General features: G+C 56.7%; 17 protein-coding genes. 6 read left to right on the top strand and 11 right to left on the bottom strand.

The genetic code is table 11. The annotated features are described in order from the left end of the window. Positions 1-170 precede the first annotated feature (170 nt). The 3 genes from tsaD (at position 171) to JQU52_RS05975 (ending at position 3,796) form a co-directional block, all read left to right on the top strand. Entirely contained in the window at positions 171-1,193 is a 1,023-nt protein-coding gene (gene tsaD, locus JQU52_RS05985) for a tRNA (adenosine(37)-N6)-threonylcarbamoyltransferase complex transferase subunit TsaD (RefSeq protein WP_230340223.1), read from the top strand. Positions 1,194-1,239: 46 nt separating this feature from the next. Continuing rightward, positions 1,240-3,165: an ATP-binding cassette domain-containing protein gene (locus tag JQU52_RS05980; RefSeq protein WP_230340222.1), complete on the top strand. Its 1,926-nt coding sequence runs from the start codon at positions 1,240-1,242 to the stop codon at positions 3,163-3,165. A 118-nt stretch (positions 3,166-3,283) separates the two neighbouring features. Then, positions 3,284-3,796, top strand: coding sequence for a hypothetical protein (locus JQU52_RS05975; RefSeq protein WP_230340221.1), 513 nt, complete (start codon positions 3,284-3,286; stop codon positions 3,794-3,796). A gap of 88 nt (positions 3,797-3,884) precedes the next feature. Here JQU52_RS05975 and hpnC read toward each other — a convergent pair whose 3' ends face one another. From hpnC to hemC, 7 genes are all read right to left on the bottom strand, one after another. Beyond that, entirely contained in the window at positions 3,885-4,700 is an 816-nt protein-coding gene (gene hpnC / locus JQU52_RS05970) for a squalene synthase HpnC (RefSeq protein WP_230340220.1), read from the bottom strand. A gap of 36 nt (positions 4,701-4,736) precedes the next feature. Continuing rightward, a complete protein-coding gene (gene cls, locus JQU52_RS05965) occupies positions 4,737-6,224 on the bottom strand; it encodes a cardiolipin synthase (protein ID WP_230340219.1) in 1,488 nt (495 codons plus the stop codon). Between the two features lie 241 nt (positions 6,225-6,465). Continuing rightward, positions 6,466-7,530: a uroporphyrinogen decarboxylase gene (hemE, locus tag JQU52_RS05960; protein WP_230340218.1), complete on the bottom strand. Its 1,065-nt coding sequence runs from the start codon at positions 7,528-7,530 to the stop codon at positions 6,466-6,468. 106 nt (positions 7,531-7,636) lie between these two features. Further along, entirely contained in the window at positions 7,637-8,839 is a 1,203-nt protein-coding gene (locus JQU52_RS05955; RefSeq protein WP_230340217.1) for a heme biosynthesis HemY N-terminal domain-containing protein, read from the bottom strand. Further along, positions 8,836-10,269: a uroporphyrinogen-III C-methyltransferase gene (locus JQU52_RS05950; RefSeq protein WP_230340216.1), complete on the bottom strand. Its 1,434-nt coding sequence runs from the start codon at positions 10,267-10,269 to the stop codon at positions 8,836-8,838. The genes JQU52_RS05955 and JQU52_RS05950 overlap by 4 nt, the downstream gene beginning before the upstream one ends. Beyond that, entirely contained in the window at positions 10,262-10,987 is a 726-nt protein-coding gene (locus JQU52_RS05945) for a uroporphyrinogen-III synthase (RefSeq protein WP_230340215.1), read from the bottom strand. The genes JQU52_RS05950 and JQU52_RS05945 overlap by 8 nt, the downstream gene beginning before the upstream one ends. Before the next feature lie 77 nt (positions 10,988-11,064). Beyond that, positions 11,065-12,000 carry a hydroxymethylbilane synthase gene (gene hemC / locus JQU52_RS05940; RefSeq protein WP_230340214.1) on the bottom strand — a complete coding sequence of 312 codons (936 nt, stop codon included), beginning with the start codon at positions 11,998-12,000 and terminating at the stop codon, positions 11,065-11,067. Between the two features lie 160 nt (positions 12,001-12,160). Here hemC and JQU52_RS05935 point away from each other — a divergent pair, with 160 nt between their 5' ends. Both JQU52_RS05935 and JQU52_RS05930 read left to right on the top strand, forming a co-directional pair. Further along, on the top strand, positions 12,161-12,511 hold the full coding sequence (locus JQU52_RS05935; protein WP_230340213.1) for a hemerythrin domain-containing protein: 351 nt from the start codon (positions 12,161-12,163) through the stop codon (positions 12,509-12,511). A gap of 14 nt (positions 12,512-12,525) precedes the next feature. Further along, entirely contained in the window at positions 12,526-13,722 is a 1,197-nt protein-coding gene (locus tag JQU52_RS05930; protein ID WP_230340212.1) for an NnrS family protein, read from the top strand. 98 nt (positions 13,723-13,820) lie between these two features. Here JQU52_RS05930 and pstS read toward each other — a convergent pair whose 3' ends face one another. The 3 genes from pstS to aceK form a co-directional block, all read right to left on the bottom strand. Further along, the gene (gene pstS / locus JQU52_RS05925; RefSeq protein ID WP_230340211.1) at positions 13,821-14,834 is read right to left on the bottom strand and encodes a phosphate ABC transporter substrate-binding protein PstS; all 1,014 of its coding nucleotides are present in this window, start codon (positions 14,832-14,834) and stop codon (positions 13,821-13,823) included. A 295-nt stretch (positions 14,835-15,129) separates the two neighbouring features. After that, complete coding sequence (locus JQU52_RS05920; RefSeq protein ID WP_230340210.1) at positions 15,130-16,392, bottom strand: DUF3734 domain-containing protein; 1,263 nt, start codon at positions 16,390-16,392, stop codon at positions 15,130-15,132. A 215-nt stretch (positions 16,393-16,607) separates the two neighbouring features. Continuing rightward, entirely contained in the window at positions 16,608-18,395 is a 1,788-nt protein-coding gene (aceK, locus tag JQU52_RS05915; RefSeq protein WP_230340209.1) for a bifunctional isocitrate dehydrogenase kinase/phosphatase, read from the bottom strand. Positions 18,396-18,620: 225 nt separating this feature from the next. Here aceK and grpE point away from each other — a divergent pair, with 225 nt between their 5' ends. Beyond that, positions 18,621-19,172, top strand: a complete 552-nt coding sequence (gene grpE, locus JQU52_RS05910) for a nucleotide exchange factor GrpE (protein ID WP_230340208.1) — start codon at positions 18,621-18,623, stop codon at positions 19,170-19,172. Between the two features lie 104 nt (positions 19,173-19,276). Here the strand turns inward: grpE and JQU52_RS05905 are convergent, their stop codons facing one another. Then, a complete protein-coding gene (locus tag JQU52_RS05905) occupies positions 19,277-19,687 on the bottom strand; it encodes a hypothetical protein (protein ID WP_230340207.1) in 411 nt (136 codons plus the stop codon). Positions 19,688-19,693: the final 6 nt, after the last annotated feature.

Here is a 19,693-nt window from a genome sequence, read left to right as displayed (position 1 = left end):
TAGTTTTGGTTTCAGGCAGCCTATACGGATAAAACCGCGCGCCTGGCGTGGGCGGATTGCGAACCACGCGTATTTGGTGCAAAGGCGGCATTATAACGCGTCATTGCCACGGGCTATGCCGAAATCAGGTAAAATGGCCGCTTTTAGCGCTTTCAGGCAGCCTTTAGATTATGTTGGTATTGGGTATCGAATCTTCTTGCGACGAAACCGGCGTGGCGCTCTACGACACCTCTGCCGGTCTGCTTGCCCATCAATTGCACACGCAAATGGCCATGCACGCCGAATACGGCGGCGTGGTGCCGGAGCTGGCCAGCCGCGACCACATCCGCCGCCTGGTGCCGCTCACCCAAGCTTGCCTGCAACAGGCGGGCAAAAGCTATGCCGACATCAGCGCCGTGGCCTACACCCAAGGCCCGGGCTTGGGCGGCGCTTTGCTGGCCGGTGCAAGCTTTGCCAATGCGCTGGCTTTTGCGCTCAACAAACCGGTGATTCCGGTGCACCACCTCGAAGGCCATTTGCTCTCGCCGCTGCTGGGCGACGACATTCCCGAATTTCCGTTTGTGGCATTGTTGGTGTCGGGCGGACACAGCCAATTTATGGCCGTGCGCGGCGTGGGCGACTACACCTTGCTCGGCGAAAGCGTGGACGACGCCGCCGGCGAAGCCTTCGACAAAACCGCCAAACTGCTCGGCCTGCCTTATCCCGGCGGTGCCAAATTGTCTGAATTGGCCAAACTGGGGCGCGCCGGTGCATTTGAATTGCCGCGCCCGATGTTGCACTCGGGCGATTTAAACATGAGCTTTTCCGGCCTCAAAACCGCCGTGCTCACCGCCGTCAACAAAGCCCGCGCCAGCGATAACGGCGCCCCCTTAAGCGAGCAAACCCGCAACGACATCTGCCGCGCTTTCCAAGACGCCGTGGTAGACGTGCTTGCCGCCAAAGCGCAACAAGCCTTGCGCCAAACTGGCTTTAAGCGCTTGGTGGTGGCCGGCGGCGTGGGTGCCAACTGGCAGCTGCGCCAGCGCTTGGGCAGCCTAAACAAGGTACACACCTATTTCCCGCCCTTAAGCCTGTGCACCGACAACGGCGCCATGATTGCCTTTGCCGGTGCCCTGCACTTGCAAGCGGCACAGCCTGCGGGCGGCTTTGATGTAAAACCGCGCTGGCCTCTAAGCGACATTGTGCAAGCTTGAATACACCTTCAGGCAGCCTGAATAACCCCATCCCCACCCAAAGCCCATGATTGAACTGAAAAACCTCACCCTGCAACGCGGCAGCAAAGTGCTGCTCGACAAAGCCGCGCTCACCATCAATCCCGGCGCGCGCGTGGGGCTGATTGGCAAAAACGGCACCGGCAAATCCAGCCTGTTTGCGCTGATTAAAGGCGAAATCAGCCACGATGCGGGCGATGTGTTGGTGCCCAAGCACTGGCGCTTGGCCAGCGTAGCGCAAGAAACCCCCGCGCTGGACATCAGCGCCGTGGATTATGTATTGCAGGGCGATGCCGAATTGCAGGCTTTTCAGGCAGCCTTGGCGCAAGCGGAAGCCGCGGGCGACGGCATGTTGCAAGCCGAATACCATGCGCGGCTGGATGAAATTGACGCCTACAGCGCCCCCGCCCGCGCCGCCAAGCTCTTGGGCGGCTTGGGCTTTGCGCAAGCCGAGCACAGCCAGCCCGTACGCGCCTTTTCCGGCGGCTGGCGTATGCGCCTGAATTTGGCGCAAGCCTTGATGTGCCGCGCCGACTTGCTGCTGCTGGACGAGCCCACCAACCATCTGGATTTGGAAACCGTGCTGTGGCTGGAAAACCACCTCGCCGCCAGCAGCACCACCCAAATCATCATCTCCCACGATGCCGACTTCCTCAACGCCACCACCACCCACACCGCCGAATTAAGCGCCCAAAAGCTCACCCTCTACGGCGGCAATTACGACTTCTTCCAGCAAGAGCGCGCCCAGCGGCTGGCACAACAGCAAGCCGCCTATACCAAGCAGCAGCAGCACATCGCCCACCTGCAATCATTTATCGACCGCTTCAAAGCCAAAGCCACCAAAGCCGTGCAAGCACAAAGCCGCATGAAAGCGCTGGCCAAGCTCAAGCGCATCGCCCCGGCGCATCTGGACAGCGAATTCAGCTTCGAATTCGCCCAGCCGCCACACCTGCCCAATCCGCTGCTCAAACTGGATGCAGTGGATTTGGGCTACGGCCACGGCAGCGTGGTGCAGCAGGCATCGCTGTCGATCGAATCCGGCGCCCGCTACGGCTTGCTGGGCGTCAACGGCAGCGGTAAATCCACCCTGATTAAAGCCATTTCAGGCAGCCTCAAGCCCCAAGCCGGGCAGATTATCCGCGCCGAAAAGCTCAATATCGGCTATTTCGCCCAACACCAGCTCGACACCCTACGCCCCGACCAATCGCCCGTTTGGCACATCCAACAGCTCAGCCCCGACGTACGCGAGCAGGAAATCCGCAATTTCTTAGGGGGCTTTCACTTTATCGGCGACATGGCACTGCAAACCACCGCCCCGTTTTCCGGCGGCGAAAAAGCGCGGCTGGCACTGGCGATGATTGTGTGGCAAAAGCCCAACCTACTGCTGCTAGACGAGCCCACCAACCACCTCGACCTCGACATGCGCCACGCCCTCACCTTGGCACTGCAAGGCTTTGCCGGTGCACTGCTGGTGGTGTCGCACGACCGCAGCCTGCTGGAAGCCACCACCGATGCCTTTTTGCTTATCGACCAAGGCCGCCTCAGCAGCTTTGACGGCGACTTAAACGACTACCGCCAATGGCGGCTGGCACAAGAACAAGCCACCAGCGCTCCGGCCGCTTCCGCCGGCGGCCAAAACCGCAAAGACCAAAAACGCCAAGAAGCCCAAATGCGTCAAGAGCGCACCCGCTTGGCCAAGCCGCTGCTGCAAAAAATAGAGCGTGCCGAAAAAGATATGGCTGCTTGGCAAGCCGAACAAGCGGCCTGCGAAGCCTTTCTGGCCGGCGAAAGCGCTTATTTGCCCGAAAACAAAGCCCAATTGCAACAATATCTTAACAAGCTGGCCGAAATTAAAGTAAAATTAGGTGAAACCGAAGAACTGTGGCTGAGCTGGCAAGATGCGTTAGAAGACATCGACCGCCAAATCCAAGCTCATACCAATTCTATAAAATAACCTAACTGCGTTGGCTCGCCTTGCCGTACTACTTGTACTGTCTTCAGCTCGCCGCCTTGTTATCTTATTTTATAGAATTGGTATCAATTTGCCACCTGAACCCACACGGTAAACCACCATGAAGCGCATCCACACCATTTTATTCACCGCCCTCGCCTTTGCCGCCCTGCCTGCCGCCCACGCCAAGGTCTACACCTGCATGGTGAATGGCGAAGTGGTGTACACCGCCAGCCCCAAAGGCAATTGCCAACAAGCCCAGCTGCAACCCATCGGCTCCTACAGCAACAACAACGCTGCCTACCGCAACACCAGTACAGCTGCGCGCACGCCCAGCGTCAGCTCGCGTCCGCGCAGCAACACCGCCACCGCGGCACCTGCAGCCGCCACCAACACTGCCGCTGTGCCCAAAGGCGGCGACAGCACCCGCCGCAGTATTCTGGAACAAGAATTGGCCAATGAACGCAACGCCCTTAGCGCAGCACAAAAAGCCCTCACCGACGGCCGCGCCATGAAAACCGCCGACAAAAATCAATACGCCCAATACCAAGAACGCGTGCGCCAACTGGAAAGCGCCGTGCTCGACCGCCAACAAAACGTGCAAGCATTGCAACGCGAACTGAGCCGTATGTAAACCCACACCCGCAAATCAAAGGCTGCCTGAAATATTTTCAGGCAGCCTTTTCAAATTCAAACATGCCACCACAAAATCAACGCAGCGGCTATTTTTTCAACCAAGCCCGTTTAAACATCATCCAGCCGTCTTTAAAGCCCAATTTGGGGCGGGCGTTGAAAACATCGTATTTGGCTTCTTCGAGTTTTTGAATAATGCGCTGGCCGCCCAAGATAATCAGCCGCAGTTCAAAGCCGTTGCGCCCTTTCAGGGTTTTGCCCAGTGGCGAGCCGGCTTTGAGCATTTTGTGGGCGCGCTCGCATTGCTGTGCCATTAGGCGCTGAAAGGCAAAATCCACCTGTCCGGCGGCAATTTGCGCTTCGCTCACGCCGAATTTGGCCATATCGTCTTGCGGCAGATACACACGCCCCTTTTGCCAATCCGCCGCCACATCTTGGCAGAAATTAATCAGCTGCAAGGCGGTGCAGATGCCGTCGCTTTGCGCCAGGCTTTTGCTGTCGGTTTCGCCAAACAGGTGCAGCATCAGCCGCCCCACGGGGTTGGCGCTGCGGCGGCAGTAGTCCACCAATTCGCCGAAATTTTGATAGCGGGTGACGCTTACGTCTTGTTTGAATGCCGAAAGCAAGTCGTAAAAAGGCTGCAAAGGCAGCTCAAACGGGCGCACGGCCTCGCGTTGCAGGCGCTGCATCAGGGCGGTTTGCGGGGTTTCGCCACGGCTGATGGTGTTCAGCTCTGCTTCCAGCTCGGCCAGTTGGCGCAGGCGGGTGGCGGCATCGGCATGGCCTTCGTCGGCAATATCATCGGCGGTGCGGGCAAAGGCGTAGATGGCGTGCACCGGTTTGCGCAGGCGGCGCGGCAGCATCAGCGAGCCGACGGGGAAATTTTCGTAATGGCCTACAGACATGATATTGGCTTTCTGTGGATGGGTTTATGAGGTGGATTACAGCAAGGGGCTGAACAAGCGCACGGTATTTTCCACCAGCGGCCACCAGCGGGCGCGGGCTTGCCAGGCGCTGATGCTGATGTAGTGGCTGTCGTGCAGATAAGCCAGCTGGCGAGCGGCAATGGCGGCAGTGAGATCGCGGTCGTAAATCGCTAGGCTGATTTCCAGATTCAGGAAAAAGCTGCGCATATCCATGTTTACGGTGCCAAACAGGGCATAGTCTTCGTCTACGGTGAGGGTTTTGGCGTGCAAAAGGCCGCCTTCATAGAGGGCGATTTTAACGCCCGCATCCAAGAGCAGGCGGTAGTAGGCGCGGGAGGCGTAGCGCACCAGCAGCGAATCCACTTTGGCGGGCAAAATCAGGGTAACGTCTACACCGCGGCGAGCGGCGGTGGTGAGCGCCATCAGCAGTGTTTCATCGGGCACAAAATACGGCGTGGTGATGAGCAAACGGCGCTCGGCGGCGTGGATGGCGCACACGATGGTGTCGTAAATCACGCGCTCGCTTTGGTTGGGCGCGGAAGGTATCACCTGCGCCACCACATTGCCGCCGCTGTTTTGCGTGGGCAGCAAGGCGGGAATTTGCTCGGCAAAACCGCCAAGATAAGATTGTACTTCGCTTAAGTGGCGCTCGCCCTCCACTGCCACATCGGCATAAAATACCGCCGCCATTTCCAGCACCAAGGGGCCGGTGCAGCGCATCATCACGTCTACCCATTCGCCCACGCCGGTATTTTTCTTGAAGTATTGTGGGTCGGCCAAATTAAAGCTGCCGGTGTAGCCGATTTTTTTGTCCACAATCAGGATTTTGCGGTGGTTGCGCAAGTCGGTGCGGGTAAACAGAGTGCGCCACGGCCCCACCGGCAGCGCAGGCTGCACTTTCACCCCAGCCTGGCGCAGGCGGCGCGGCCAGCGGCTGCGGAAAAAGCTTTGGCTGCCCACGGCATCGGCCAGAATAATGCAGTTCACTTGGCGCTGCGCCGCCGCTTCCACTGCTTCAAGCAAGCTATTGATGCGCCCTTGCGGGTCGATAATGTAAAACGCCAGAATGCAGGAGTTGCTGGCTTGGTTGATGTCGTACAGCATGGCATCCAAGATGCTGTCGGTGGTGTGCAATAAAGACAAGGCATTGTTTTTGGTGGCGTGTAGCCCAGTAACATTGCTGGCCAAGTGGCTGATGCCGCGATAATGCGGCGCCACATCGTTGCGCACGGCCAAGTGGATGTCGTTCAGGTAGCGTTCGCTTACTTCGGTGTAAAAGCGGTTCATCTCCGCCGTGCGCTTGGCCCGCGCCGCACCGAGCCGTGGTTCGCCCACCAGCAGATACAGCGCCACGCCGATAAAAGGAAACACAAACAGCAATATCAGCCAAGCCAGGGCGTTGCCGATATTGCGCTGTTTGTAGAGCACCCGCAGTGCGCACACCACCACTGCGGTGCCGTGCAGGTAAAGCAAAACTTCTGCCCAAGGGATGTCGATGTTCATGGTTGACTGAGGTTTATAAACTGAAACGAAGCAATGGTTGGCAAAAGCCGCCTGAAATATAAAGCGTCATTGCCGAACCGGATTTGATGGTTTCAGGCAGCCTGTAAACAGTAAGTGCATAACTGCAGTTAATTTGAAAACAACTGCTTAATGACGGTATTTTTATATAAGTGTTTAACTTCAATTAATCAATATCATCAAAAGGCTGCCTGAACCCAATTCAGGCAGCCTTTAACCCTATTTAAGCGCCGTGATACGGGCGCGACAGGCGGTGGACGGCATCCACCAAAACTTTGGCGTGTTCCGGGTCGGCATGTTGGTTGATGCCGTGGCCAAGGTTGAATACGTGGCCGCTGCCGTGGCCGTAGGCGGCCAGAATGCGTGCCACTTCGGCTTCGATGGCAGCTGGGGTGCCGAACAGCGCCATCGGGTCGAAGTTGCCTTGCAAGGCCACTTTGTCGCCCACGCGTGCACGGGCTTGGCCGATATTGCAGCTCCAGTCCAGCCCCAAAGCATCGGCGCCGATGTCGGCCATGGCTTCCAGCCACAAGCCGCCGCCTTTGGTAAACACAATCACCGGCACGCGGCGGCCTTCGGCTTCGCGTTTTAATCCGCTAATGATTTGACGCATATAGTTGAGGCTGAATTCGCCAAACGCCGCATCGCTGAGCACCCCGCCCCAGGTGTCGAAAATCTGCACAGCTTGCGCACCGGCGTCGATTTGCGCATTCAAATAAGCCGTGACCGCTTGGGCGTTGATGTCCAAAATGCGATGCAATAAGTCGGGGCGGCTGTACATCATGGCTTTGATGTGGCGGAATTCTTTGCTGCTGCCGCCTTCCACCATATAGCAGGCCAAGGTAAACGGGCTGCCTGAAAAACCAATCAAGGGCACGCGCCCATCCAGCGCTTGGCGGATGCTGACCACGGCATCGAATACATAGCGCAGCTTAGCCATATCCGGCACCGCCAGCGCTTTGATGGCGGCTTCATCGCGCAGCACGCGCTCGAATTTGGGGCCTTCGCCCTCGGCAAAATACAGCCCTAAGCCCATGGCATCGGGCACGGTGAGGATGTCGGAAAACAAAATCGCCGCATCCAAAGCAAAGCGCTCCAAGGGCTGAATGGTCACTTCGGTGGCCAGTTCGGTGTTTTTGCACAAATCCAAAAAGCTGCCCGCTTCGGCACGGGTGGCTTTGTATTCGGGCAGATAGCGCCCGGCTTGGCGCATCATCCACACCGGGGTGTAGTCGGTGGGCTGTTTGAGCAGGGCGCGCAGGAAGGTGTCGTTTTGTAGGGGTTTCATGAAGGGTCCGTGATGGGATTCGATTACAAACAGATTTTCAGGCTGCCTGAAAAAAACCATGCCAACCGCGCTCATTCAAGGCGGGCGGCTGGCATGGTGGGTGGGATTAAATATCGTCGTCGCTGCTGATGGCGGCCAATACATGGGCGCGTTGGCGTTCGGCTTCGGCGCTTTGCCCGGCTTCGTCGAGCACCCGCGCCAACACCAGCCGTGCCTGCGGGGTGTCTTCCACGCCGATGCTGGCTTCCAGATAGCCTTGCGCTTTGCCCCACAGCTGTTTGTCAAACGCCATTTGCCCCAAATGCAACAGCAATTGCGCATCTTGCGGGCGCGCTTTCAGCCATTCTTCCGCCCAGTCCATCGCTTTTTGCTGCTCTTTGTCGCTCAGATACTGGCTGCTGTGAATCAGCACCGGCAACAATGCGGTGTCGTGGTTTTTGGGGTATTGCTGCTTCACCCATTTCACTGCCTGCGGATACAAGCCCAAACGGGCGTATTTTTCGGCAATGGCGGCGCTGAGTGCGCCTTCGCGCATGTCGGCAGGAATGCGTTTCAGGCAGGCTTTCAAGGCGTGGGCATCGCCAGCCTGATTCAGCAGCTCGCGATACGCCCACTGGCTGTATTGCGCGGCTTCGGTGTCGTTGAGCGCACCGGCTTTTTGCAGTTTGGCGGTTTTATCCAACACGATAAGCGCGTTGTTTTGGTCGAAGGCATAACGCAGTTGCAGCTTCACCAAGCGCGTGAGTGTGGGGTTGATGGCGGCAGCGGCGGCCAATGCCTGCTCGGCAGCAGGGTAATCGCGCCGTGCCAGCGCCGATTCGGCCAGCAGCAAATGGCGCGACAATTGCTTTTTCTCCGGCAAGGCGGCGATGTCGTGCAGATATTGGTCGCGCCGGGGCAAGTTGTCCATTTGGTCGGCGCTGTGGGCGGCCAGCATCAAGGCCAAGGCTTTATTGTGGCCGCCTTGTTTGTTGCCCAGCACTTTGCTGGCTTCTTGTTCGGCTGCCTGAAAGCGCCCTTCAAAATAAGCCAGCCCGGCGCGGTTGAGCGCCTGTGCCGATTTGCGCTCTTGCCGCGTTTCGCCGTAGTGACGCATACGCCCGGGCAGGTGCAAAGTGCCCAACACCAGCCGCAGCAGCAAATACAGGGCCACCACAGTGAGCAACAGCAGGCCAATAAACAAATGCAGGTTCACCCGCACCAGCGTTTGCTCCACCACGATATACACATTGCCGTTATACAGCGTGGCGCCGATGGCCAAGCCCACTGCCACGGCAAACAGCACAATAATCCAAATCAGGCCTCTCATAATGTGCGGCCTCCTGCTTTCGGTGCGGAAGTGGCAGCCGGATTCGCGGGCTGGCCGGCAGGTGCGCTGGCTTCGGCCGGTGCTGGCGGGCTACTGGCGGCAGCCGCGGGTGCGGAAGCACCTAAGTCCGGCAACGCAGAGGCGGCATCGGCACGTGCTTGTTGCTGGTATTGACGCACCGCCGCCAAGCTCGCCGCCAAGACATTAGCGTCTTGCCCGCCCTGCACTTCCAAACCTTTCAATTGCGCCAATTCTTTCAGCCACGACTGGGTGGCGGCAGACGTGCCGTCGAAATACTGTTTCACCGCCGCTTCGGCGCTGTTTAAATCGCTCATATACACTTCGCCGCTGCGCTGCATCAAGGCCAAGCGGGCGTCCATCATTTTTAAGCGCAGGTTTTCACGCACAAAATACACTTGCTCCGGCGACATCAACATGCTGTCGTTGCTGTTGAGGCGGCGCACTTCCACCATGCCTTGCAAGCTTTGCACGCTGTTTTGCCATGCCCGCTGCCACCACGGCGCATCGGCGCTCACCGGCGGCAAAGGCTGGGTAGCGCCCGGCTGCAGCGCCGCATCGGCCGCCAGCGGCAGGCTGGCCACCGCGGTTTCGAGCCGGTTCAGGCGCAGGGAGGCGCTGGCCACATCCAGATAAGGTTTGCTTTTCAGGGCGGCCAAATCTTGGCTGATGGCCTGCTTAATCGGCACCAACTGCGGCTGGTCAAAGCGGGTGAGGCGGCTTTCCAGATTTTCCAGCACGCCCACCGCCACCGGCACATTGCCGGAAATCAGCAATTGCTGCGCAGCCATATTAAGGCTGGCTTCGGTTTCGTCTACCAGCCAATCGGCACGGCTTTTCACCAATTCTTGATAAGCGCGGCTGCTGGCCGCCAGCTGGGTATCAAAGGTTTTGCCTTGTGCTTGCAAGACATCCACCTGCTCCGCCAGCGTTTTGAGCTGAACCAGATTGTTTTCCAGCAGCACGGCGTTTTTGCTCTGCCCCACGCCCGCTTCGTTGATTTTTTGATCTAGGCTTAGCTCTTGGGTTTTGAGCACATTTTGGCCTTGTACAAATAAAAAGCCGCTGGCACCCAAGGCCAGCAGCGACAACACCAAGGCCCCCAGCGCCACGCCTTTGCCGGAAGACTGTTTGATAATCACCGGTGCCACCGGTGCGGCAGCGGCTACGGCAGGTTTGGATTCGGGCATGGTGGCTCCTGTGGGGGACGAAGCCGCGCTGGCGGCCGGTTGCGGGTGGGAATCGGCAGCATCGGCCTGTACTGGTGCAGCGTTTGCTGGGGCGGCAACGGGTTCGGTGGCTGCGGGCTTAGTGGCAGTGCCATCGGCGGCCACGGCAATCACCCCCGTTGATTCGGGTGGCGAATCGGTGTTTTCGGGGGTGTTGGCTGCCGTATCGGGCTTGTCAGTCATGGGGTGGTTCTCCCTTGCGGCAGGCGGGCAAGAGCTGCGCCAGCGTGCCGGTTTGAATGCGGTGGACACCATAATCACGCAAGATGTCGGCAATGCGTTGATGATGGGTAAAGTATAGCAAGTTTTTCAGATTTTGCGCCAACTCGGGCGGCACTTGCGCAAACAGCACTTGCGCCAGCGCGGCGGAAGCCACATACACCGCTTGCGGCTGGCTGTGTGCAAACAATCCCCAATCCAAGGCTTGAGGCTGCCTGAAATACACTTCGGCCACCGTGACTTTAAAGCCTTGTTGGCGCAAGGCCTGCGCCAGAAAATCACGGCCGCCGTGGCCGCGGATAATCAACACGTTTGCGCCCGGCGGCAGGCTTTGCCATAAGGCCAAGCGCAACACCGCTTCGCTGTCATGGCCGCTGCCGGGCGCGGTAATCGGCTGGGCGCAATAGGCGGCCAAGGCTTGGGCGCTGGCCTGCCCCACGGTAACTTGCTGTGCGGCGCTGCCGGAAAAATCCAGTCCCGGTGCCGCCACGTTCACCGCACCGGGGCTAACCCAAAACACCACATCTGCCGCTGCAAACAGCGCAGGCAATTGCAACAAAGCCGCCGTATCGGCCTCGAGGCGCAACGGGCTAAACGGCAATGCCTGCCAGCCGGCAGCGGTGCAGATGTCGATATCGGCAGCGGTTTGGCCTTGGGGGCGGACGATTAAAATGGTGGGCATGGGCGTGGAATATCAATCACGTTTTCAGGCAGCCTTGTCAACAACCAAAGGCTGCCTGAAAACGCCCTGTTTAAAAATCATGACGCTGCCAACAAAGCGGCAATCAATTCTTTGGCGCCGTCATCCGCCAGCTTTTTCGCCACCGCCCGCCCCAGCGCATCGGCATAGGCCAGCGGTGCTTCGGCTTCGGCTTGCAAGGTGAGCGAGCCGTCGGGGCTGCCCACCAAGCCGCGCAAGGTGAGCACGCCGTCGGCAGCGGTGGCATAAGCGGCCAGCGGCACTTGGCAGCTGCCGTCCAGCGCGCGTGCCAACGCCCGTTCGGCCTCCACGCAAGCGGCGGTAATCGGATGATTGAGCGGATTGAGTAAGGCCAGCATATCGTAGCGGTGGGCGGCAATTTCGATGCCCAATGCGCCCTGCCCGGCTGCAGGCAGGCTGTGGGTGGGCGGCAGCAACATGCGGATGCGTTCAGGCAGCCCCAGCCGCTCCAAACCGGCCGCCGCCAAAATAATGGCATCGAATTCGCCTTCGTCCAGCTTGCGCAAACGGGTTTGCACATTGCCGCGCAAAGGCCGAATCACCAATTGCGGGAAACGGGCGCGGATTTGCGCTTCGCGGCGCAGGCTGGCAGTGCCCACCACTGCGCCGGGCGGCATATCGGCCAAGCTGGCATAAGTATTGGACACAAACGCATCCAGCGGATTGGCGCGCTCGGTAATCGCCGCCAGCGCAAAACCGGCGGGCAAATCCATGGGCACGTCTTTAATCGAATGCACCGCCAAATCGGCGCGGCCTTCTTGCAACGCCTGCTCTAATTCTTTAATAAACAAACCTTTACCGCCGATTTTAGACAGAGTTTTGTCTAAAATCTGGTCGCCACGGGTGGTCATGCCTTCGATGCGAATGGTTTTGTGCGGATACAGTGCCTGCAAACGTGCCTGGATATGCTCGGCCTGCCACATGGCCAGCGCACTTTCGCGGCTGGCAATCACTAAGGTGTCTTTGTCTGACATAATGCAATCGGTTTGGGCAAAATAAAGGCCGAGTTTACCACGCCTGCGCCGCCTGCCCTATAAAGGCTGCCTGAAAACACAATGCCATTTGACCTGATATAAACTTCATATTATAGTAATCTTTAATTCAGCCTTTCTTCTTTCGCAGCGAGATTGCCTCATGAAACGCCATCCGGCACTGATTACCTTATCACGCGACCACCACCACGCTTTAAGCTTGGGCAACCGCATCCGCCAGCAGCCCGATGCCGACCACAGCGCCGCCATTGCCGCGCAGCGCGATGAATTGCTGCAACACTTTGCAGAAGAAGAGCAACAATTCGCACCTTTCTGGCCACAGTTGCAACGCCCCGATTTGCAGCAGCGATTTAACGCGGACCATGCCGCCTTGCGCCAATTATTACAGCCGCCGTTTCAGGCAGCCTTGCTGGCCGACACCCTGATGGCGCATGTGCGCTTTGAGGAGCGCGAATTGTTTGCCGCTTTGCAAGATTTACTGCCTACTTCCTAAAAGAAAAGAACACCATGCTGATTTTCAATCCCGCCCACCCCGTTTGGGCCATGGCCTTTCGCCCGTTTTATCTGCTCGCCGCCTTGTTTGGTGCGGCGGCAATTGTGTTGTGGGGCTTTGGCTATCAAGGCCACGCCGCCATGCCCGGCTTTATCTGGCACGCCCATGAAATGATTTGGGGCTATGCCGGTGCGGTGGTGGTGGGCTTTTTGCTCACCGCCGTGGCCACTTGGACCGGCCAGCCGCCCACCCGCGGCGGCATGTTGATGTCGCTGGCGGCCTTGTGGCTGCTGGCACGCGCCGGTGCTTTCTTTGCCGGCGGCATCTGGGTTGCCGGCATCAGCGGCACTGCGTTTTACTTGCTCGCCGCCGCTTGCTTTGCCCGCCCGGTGCTCGCCAGCAGCAATCGGCGCAACTTTATCGCCGTGGCGGCGCTGTTGCTGCTGGGCCTCACCCATGCTGCTTTTCATTGGCAGCTGGCACAAGGAAGCGCCGCTGCTTTACGCCCGGCCTTGTGGGCAGGCTTGGTGATGGTGGCCGGGTTTATCGGCTTAATCGGCATGCGCGTGATTCCGTTTTTTACCGCCAAGCGGCTGGGCATTGCCCAAGCCGCCGTCAGCAAACCGATTATGCTCAGCGCCTTGCTGTTGCCGATGCTGATGACGCTGAATTTATTGCTGTGGCCGCAGAATTTGGGGCTGTTTGCGGCGGCGGGCGTGGCCAGCGGCTTGATTAACGCATGGCAATTATGCCGCTGGTGGCACCGCGGCGTGAAAACCGAGCCTTTGCTGTGGGTATTGTTTATCGGCTTTGGCGCCTGCGCCCTCGGCTTAATCGCATTGGGCATGGGCGTGCCTTTTGCTAATCTAACCAGCCTGGGGATTCATTTGATTGCCGTGGGCGGCATCGGCCTGCTCACGCTGGGCATGATGGCACGCACCGCCTTGGGGCACACCGGCCGCCCAATGCGCTTGGTACCGCCTTTGCCGCTGGCGTTTTGGCTGATGGTGGCCGCCGCCCTGCTGCGCGCACTGGCGGCACTATTGGCTTCCGGTTTATACGCCAATTGGCCGCAAGCGCTGGCGCCAAGCTCGGTTTACAACGGCCTCACCCACGCCAGCGCCTTGGCGTTTGCCGCCGCCTTGCTGTTGTTTGCATGGCGCTATACGCCGTGGCTGCTGCGCCCGCGTGCCGATGGTAAGGCCGGTTAACGCATAACGAGGCTGCCTGAAAATAATAAACGGCACCGCTGGGCGGTGCCGTTTATTATTTTCAGGCAGCAAAATGGATTACTGCGGATTACTGAGGATTACTGCACTTCTTTCCAAGTTTGGCGCACTTGGTTTTTAGTGGCTTCCGGCAGCGGCACGTAATCCAAGCGGGTGGCGGCGGCGTTGCCGTTTTTGTAGGCCCAATCAAAGAATTTCAGCGCTTCTTGCGTGCCGGCTTTATTGGCGGGATTTTTTTGTACCAAAATAAAGGTGGCCGCAGCAATCGGCCACGCATTGGCATTGCCTTGGTTGGTGATCACCAAATAATAGCCGGGGGCGTTTTTCCAATCGGTGTTGGCCGCAGCGGCAAAGCTGGCCTGATTGGGCTGCACAAAGCGCCCGGCTTTATTTTGCAATTGGGTGTGCGCCAGCTTGTTTTGTTTGGCGTAGGCGTATTCCACATAGCCGATGGCATTTTTCACCCGGCTCACATAGCTGGCCACGCCCTCATTGCCTTTGCCGGCCACGCCGGTGGCGGCGGTGGGCCATTTCACGCTATTGGCCGAGCCAACTTTGCTTTTCCAGTCGCCGGAAACCTGGTTCAGGTAATGGGTGAAGTTAAAGGTGGTGCCGGAGCCGTCGGCACGGAATACGGTGGTGATTTTGGCTGCAGGCAGCTTCAAGCCCGGGTTGAGGCGGGCAATGGCTGCGTCGTCCCACTGGGTGATTTTGCCCAGATAGATATCGGCCAACACGGTGCCGGTGAGCTTCATCTGCCCCGGGGCGATGCCGTCGATATTCACAATTGGCACCACGCCGCCAATCACGGTGGGAAACTGCACCAAGCCTTGTTTATCCAGCTCGGCCTTGGTGAGCGGGGCATCGGTGGCGCCAAAATCCACGGTTTTGCTGGTAATTTGCTTCACCCCGCCGGAAGAGCCGATGGATTGGTAGTTAATCTGGTTGCCGGTGGCTTTTTGGTAGGCTTGCGCCCATTGTGCATATACCGGCTGCGGAAACGAGGCACCGGCACCGGTGACGGTGGCGGCCATCAGGCTGCCTGAAAGCAAGCCCAAGGCGGCGGCAATATTGAATTTGATTAGGGTGTTCATGGGGTTTCCTGTTGATTATTGGTATTGAAAATGTGATGGCTTGGGTATAGCAAAGAAACTAAATAATCCTACAGCGTTGACTCGCCTTGCCGTACGTGTGTACTGTCTGCGGCTCGCCGCCTTGTATGATTTATTTATTTTCTTTGCTATAAAATCTGCCCCAGTATAAGCAGCAATTATGACCGCCCCGTGAACTTAAGATGACCGATTGATGACGTTTGCCCGGGCAACAAAAAACGGCCATTCAGGGATGGCCGTTTTTTATTGGTTTTACTCAGTGCACTTAATTCTAATCCTAATCCGCATCAGCGCTGCTTTGCCGCCAATCCCAGTTTTGCGAGAATTTTTTGCGTTCTTCATGGATGTTGTGGGTGGTGAAAATCTCACCGGCGGGCGGGCGCGCAAACCAGTCTTCGTGGCGCAGGGTGTTGTTCATGTCGTACAGCCCCGACTGCCAGTGGTCTTGCATGGTGTTGGCGCTGAATTCGTAGTCTTTGTGGCCGCGCTCGTAGCTTTGCTTGCGGTAAATCAAGTGAATCACGTTTTTCTGCCCCACCTCGGCCATGGCCTCGGCTTCGGCCACACAAGAGGCGCAGCTGTTTTTTTCCGGAATCATCGCCAGCAGTTGCTTCACCATGCTCATATAGTGCTGGCGCTGGCGCATCAAGGTGGTAATCATGCGCGTGCGGCTGGAGTATTGGATGTCTTTAACCCGCTCATCAATTTCCAATAGGTTTTCAGGCAGCATACCGTTGGCATTCCATAAATCCACTTGAAAAATCAATTGATTCAGGCTTTCATCGGCCAAAATAATTTCATTCAAAGGCGTGTTCGACACCAAGCCGCCGTCCCAATAATATTCGCCATCGATTTCCACCGCCGGAAAACCGGGCGGCAAGGCGCCGGAAGCCATAAAGTGCTCGAAACGCAGCTCTTCGTGCTCATTGGTAAACACGGCATAGTTGCCGGTGCGCACGTTTACCGCGCCCACCGACACGCGCATACGCGAAGCGTCGTTAATCAGGCGCAAATCGGCAAATTCGGCCAGTGTGTCTTTGAGTTTATCGATGGTGTAATAGCTAAGATGATTCGGCGTGGTATTAAAAGGCATAAAGTAGCGCGGTTTAAAAAAACCTTTCTGCCCCTCCATCATGGTTTGGAATGCCTCGAAATAGCTTTCCATCAAGCGCAGCTGCTGGCGCAAAAACTGGTTTTCAAACACATAGGGCATGGTGTGTGCCAAGGCATCGTTTTTGCCCCAGGCACTCAAGCCGTCGAGCATGGCATCGAAGGGGTTGATGCTGCCACTGGTGTAGTTACGCCGGGTGATGGTGTCCCAAAACCCGCGTAAGGCGGCCACGCGGTTTTTGGGCTTATTACCGGCAATAATGCAGGTATTGAGCGCGCCAATGGAAATCCCGGCAATGCTGTTGATTTCGATACCGGCCTGATGCAGGCCTTCATACACACCGGCCTGATAAGAGCCCAGCGCACCGCCGCCTTGCAGCAGCAGGGTAACGCGGTCGTATTGTTTACACATTTGTGCAATGGTGCTCATGGTGTCTCCCTTGGTTGGCAATGGTGTTTACCGAATACAGCTTATTCAAAAATTCAATATCTTAAACATAAAAACTTGATCATGGCATAACCACTCGTGGATTTTATTGCCGTGTTTTGGTTCCCTTAGGCGCCAATAGGGCAAAGGCTGAATAATTTGCTGACATCGGGTTTTCAGGCAGCCTATTACTGGCAATACAATGCTGGGTGTCAAAACTACACATCCGGCCTGTCCATCAGCCCGCTTTGCACCGCATCGGGCTTAAAGCGCACCGATTGCGGATAGGGGTAGAAGTCTTCCAAAATCCCCGCTTGCAAGCGCTCTTTTTTGGCTTGCCAGAATTGCGGCGTGAGCAAATCGCGGTGGTGCTGCAAAAACACTTTGCGCACATCCGGCTCGCCCAGCAAAAAGGGGCCGAATTCTTCCGGAAACACATCGCCTTTGTTCACCGGATACCACACTTCGCCCGACATCTCGTATTCGGGGTTGGGCGCTTCGGGTATAGCGCGAAAATTGCAGTCGGTCATGTATTCGATTTCATCGTAATCGTAGAAAATCACCCGGCCAAAGCGGGTCATGCCGAAGTTTTTATACAGCATATCGCCGGGGAAAATATTGGCCGAGGCCAGCTCTTTTAAGGCGTAGCCGTAATCAATCACCGCCGCGGCTTTGGCTGCGGGCGCGGCGCTTTGCATAAACAGATTCAGCGGCTTGAGGCGGTATTCAATGTATACGTGCTTTACCACCAGCAAGTCGTCGGTTTCTTCGATTTGCGTGGGCGCCAAGGTGCGCAATTCTTGCAACAGCTCTTCATCGCAGCGGTGTTTGGGCAAGGCCACATTGGAAAATTCCAGTGTATCGGCCATGCGTCCCACGCGGTCGTGCCGCTTTACCAGCAAGTATTTTTGGCGCACGTATTCGCGGTCGAAGTCTTTATTGTGGCCGAAAGTGTCTTTAATCACTTTAAACACATAGGGAAACGACGGCAGCGTAAACACGCTCATCACCAGCCCTTTCACCCCGGGGGCAAGAATAAACGAATCGTGTGAATATTCAAGGTGCTGGTGAAACTCGCGGTAAAAAATATTTTTGCCCTGCTTTTGCAAACCGAGCAAGGTGTATAAATCGCCTTCCGAGCGCATTGGCAGCATGGCTTGCAGAAAATGTACATAACCCGCCGGCACCGGCATGTCCACCATAAAATACGCCCGCGCAAACGAAAACAGCACGCCGATTTGCTGCGGGTCGAACAAGGCGGCATCCACCACCAAGCCGCTGCTGCCGTTGTCGTGATTTTCGTGCACAATGGCAAACGCAAACGGATAGCGCACATTACCGTTGATAATCTGGCCGAAAATATAGGCGCTTTTATTGCGGTAAAAGGCATTGCCCAGCACCTGCAAATGCAGGTTCAGCTCACCCAGCGGCCAATCTTCCTGCAAATGCGCCTTGGCCGCACGCAGAATATTGGCAATATCACGCGCTTCATTCACAAACGGCACTTGCCAATCGAAATGGCGCAGAATTTTTTTCAGGCAGCCTCGCAAGCCTTGCGAATTGGGGTAAAACGCTTCAAACGTATGCGGCTCGGCGTCAATGTATTCGGTGGAAATCGCCGGTTTCACAAAAATAAACTGGTTGTTGTAGTATTCCTTGTCCAATAATTTGGTTGACACCGAATTAAAAAACGTTTCCGCCAGCTCGGGCTGCTTATGGTTCACCAGCAAAGCGATGTATTCGGTTTTGGCCAGCGCCCACACATCATCGTTGAGCAAATTGGCCATCACCTCTTGGCGCAACACCTGCACCGCTTCGTCTACGCGGTCGTCGTACATCTGGATGCGATCGGCCACCAGCTGCTGGATACCGTGCCAATCGGCTGCCTCATACAGCGCCTTGGCTCGGCTGCTGGCGGCGCGAAACATTGTATAGTGTTTGTTAAACCCGGCCAGAATGGTGGACGCCACCTGCTTAGCCTGCTCGTTCATTAAGCGTAATCCCATGCTTTCTCCTTTATTTTTATCATTAACATCTGCTCTACACACAGGCATAATAAGCTGCTACGCCGCAATATCGCACCTTAGCGCGTTTCGCCTTTTGTGGCAATGCAGCACCGAGCGAAAAACACACATGGCATGGCCGCCAAAATCCGCCGTACACCCGCTTGAAAAACCCCGCTACAGACCCATTTGTAAGCCGATGAAACCCGAATGAATAAGGAATATCCCATGCCACAACAAACACCCCACGAATACAACACCGACGAAACCTTGGCCGCCGACATCGGCCACGATGAACACGGCACTGCCGATGCAGAAGCCGACACCGCCGAATTAACCGCACGCATTGCCGAATTGGAAGGCCAGCTGCAAGACGAACAGCTGCGCAGCGCTGCTGCCGAGCAAAATCTGCGCCGCCGCCATCAAGAAGAATTGCAATCGGCACACAAATTTGCCGGGCAGAAATTCGCCGCCGAAATGCTGCCGGTAAAAGACTATCTGGAAATGGCGCTGCAAGACCAAAGCGGCAATTTCGAGGCACTGAAAATGGGCGTGCAAATGACCTTAAACGAATTGCAAAAAGCGTTTGAACACACCCAAATCAGCGAAATCAACCCACAGCCGGGCGATGCGCTCGACCCGCACCAACACCAAGCCTTACAAACCGAAGAGAGCAATCAAGCCCCCAACAGCATCGTGCGCGTGCTGAAAAAAGGCTATGCCCTAGCCGACCGCGTATTGCGCCCGGCCATGGTGGTGGTGGCCAAAGCGGCTGAATAATCCACGTATTATCTTTCAGGCAGCCTTAAAAAAGCCGTTATCTTCATATGCAATGAAGATAACGGCTTTTTTTATAATACGCCCGTTTTAATATAAAACCGCATCTAAAGCGCACACGAGCTAACGGTGGTACTGAGGATAAACGGGGTATTGCCAAATTGATCAAGACCTTCAAACTCAAACACATAAACACCTTTGATTAACACCTTGAGTCCATCATTTCGACTCCGCATAAACTCAATTACAGACACATCGCATGGATGGTGCGCACTATCCAAATAAATAGAGCCATCAATTGCTTCTGCATCGGGATTAAGGGGAAACGAAAACGTTTTGTCGGCCAAATCCGCCAGATGCGCAGAAGGCAGGTTAACGCCATCCAGCCGGATGGCTGTGTCCACCCATTCGTTCTTCCAGCGAAACGGCACCAACAACACTTCCAAAGCAACATTACCCGGCTCGCCCCTCAAAATGGCGTGGCGCGGTTGAATCATTGATTGCGGCAATTTTTTCATGGTCAA

It is taken from the genome of Paralysiella testudinis, from assembly GCF_016894345.1.
Lineage (GTDB): Bacteria > Pseudomonadota > Gammaproteobacteria > Burkholderiales > Neisseriaceae > Paralysiella > Paralysiella testudinis.
The sequence above is the reverse complement of the archived record's forward strand: the minus strand, read 5'-3'. Positions and strand labels throughout refer to the sequence as shown.

What these genes read in the sequence shown, in the direction of transcription:
- tsaD (WP_230340223.1), top strand. Translation starts at nt 171, where the DNA reads ATGTTGGTATTGGGTATCGAATCTTCTTGCGACGAAACCGGCGTGGCG.
- JQU52_RS05980 (WP_230340222.1), top strand. Translation starts at nt 1,240, where the DNA reads ATGATTGAACTGAAAAACCTCACCCTGCAACGCGGCAGCAAAGTGCTG.
- JQU52_RS05975 (WP_230340221.1), top strand. Translation starts at nt 3,284, where the DNA reads ATGAAGCGCATCCACACCATTTTATTCACCGCCCTCGCCTTTGCCGCC.
- hpnC (WP_230340220.1), bottom strand. Translation starts at nt 4,700, where the DNA reads ATGTCTGTAGGCCATTACGAAAATTTCCCCGTCGGCTCGCTGATGCTG.
- cls (WP_230340219.1), bottom strand. Translation starts at nt 6,224, where the DNA reads ATGAACATCGACATCCCTTGGGCAGAAGTTTTGCTTTACCTGCACGGC.
- hemE (WP_230340218.1), bottom strand. Translation starts at nt 7,530, where the DNA reads ATGAAACCCCTACAAAACGACACCTTCCTGCGCGCCCTGCTCAAACAG.
- JQU52_RS05955 (WP_230340217.1), bottom strand. Translation starts at nt 8,839, where the DNA reads ATGAGAGGCCTGATTTGGATTATTGTGCTGTTTGCCGTGGCAGTGGGC.
- JQU52_RS05950 (WP_230340216.1), bottom strand. Translation starts at nt 10,269, where the DNA reads ATGACTGACAAGCCCGATACGGCAGCCAACACCCCCGAAAACACCGAT.
- JQU52_RS05945 (WP_230340215.1), bottom strand. Translation starts at nt 10,987, where the DNA reads ATGCCCACCATTTTAATCGTCCGCCCCCAAGGCCAAACCGCTGCCGAT.
- hemC (WP_230340214.1), bottom strand. Translation starts at nt 12,000, where the DNA reads ATGTCAGACAAAGACACCTTAGTGATTGCCAGCCGCGAAAGTGCGCTG.
- JQU52_RS05935 (WP_230340213.1), top strand. Translation starts at nt 12,161, where the DNA reads ATGAAACGCCATCCGGCACTGATTACCTTATCACGCGACCACCACCAC.
- JQU52_RS05930 (WP_230340212.1), top strand. Translation starts at nt 12,526, where the DNA reads ATGCTGATTTTCAATCCCGCCCACCCCGTTTGGGCCATGGCCTTTCGC.
- pstS (WP_230340211.1), bottom strand. Translation starts at nt 14,834, where the DNA reads ATGAACACCCTAATCAAATTCAATATTGCCGCCGCCTTGGGCTTGCTT.
- JQU52_RS05920 (WP_230340210.1), bottom strand. Translation starts at nt 16,392, where the DNA reads ATGAGCACCATTGCACAAATGTGTAAACAATACGACCGCGTTACCCTG.
- aceK (WP_230340209.1), bottom strand. Translation starts at nt 18,395, where the DNA reads ATGGGATTACGCTTAATGAACGAGCAGGCTAAGCAGGTGGCGTCCACC.
- grpE (WP_230340208.1), top strand. Translation starts at nt 18,621, where the DNA reads ATGCCACAACAAACACCCCACGAATACAACACCGACGAAACCTTGGCC.
- JQU52_RS05905 (WP_230340207.1), bottom strand. Translation starts at nt 19,687, where the DNA reads ATGAAAAAATTGCCGCAATCAATGATTCAACCGCGCCACGCCATTTTG.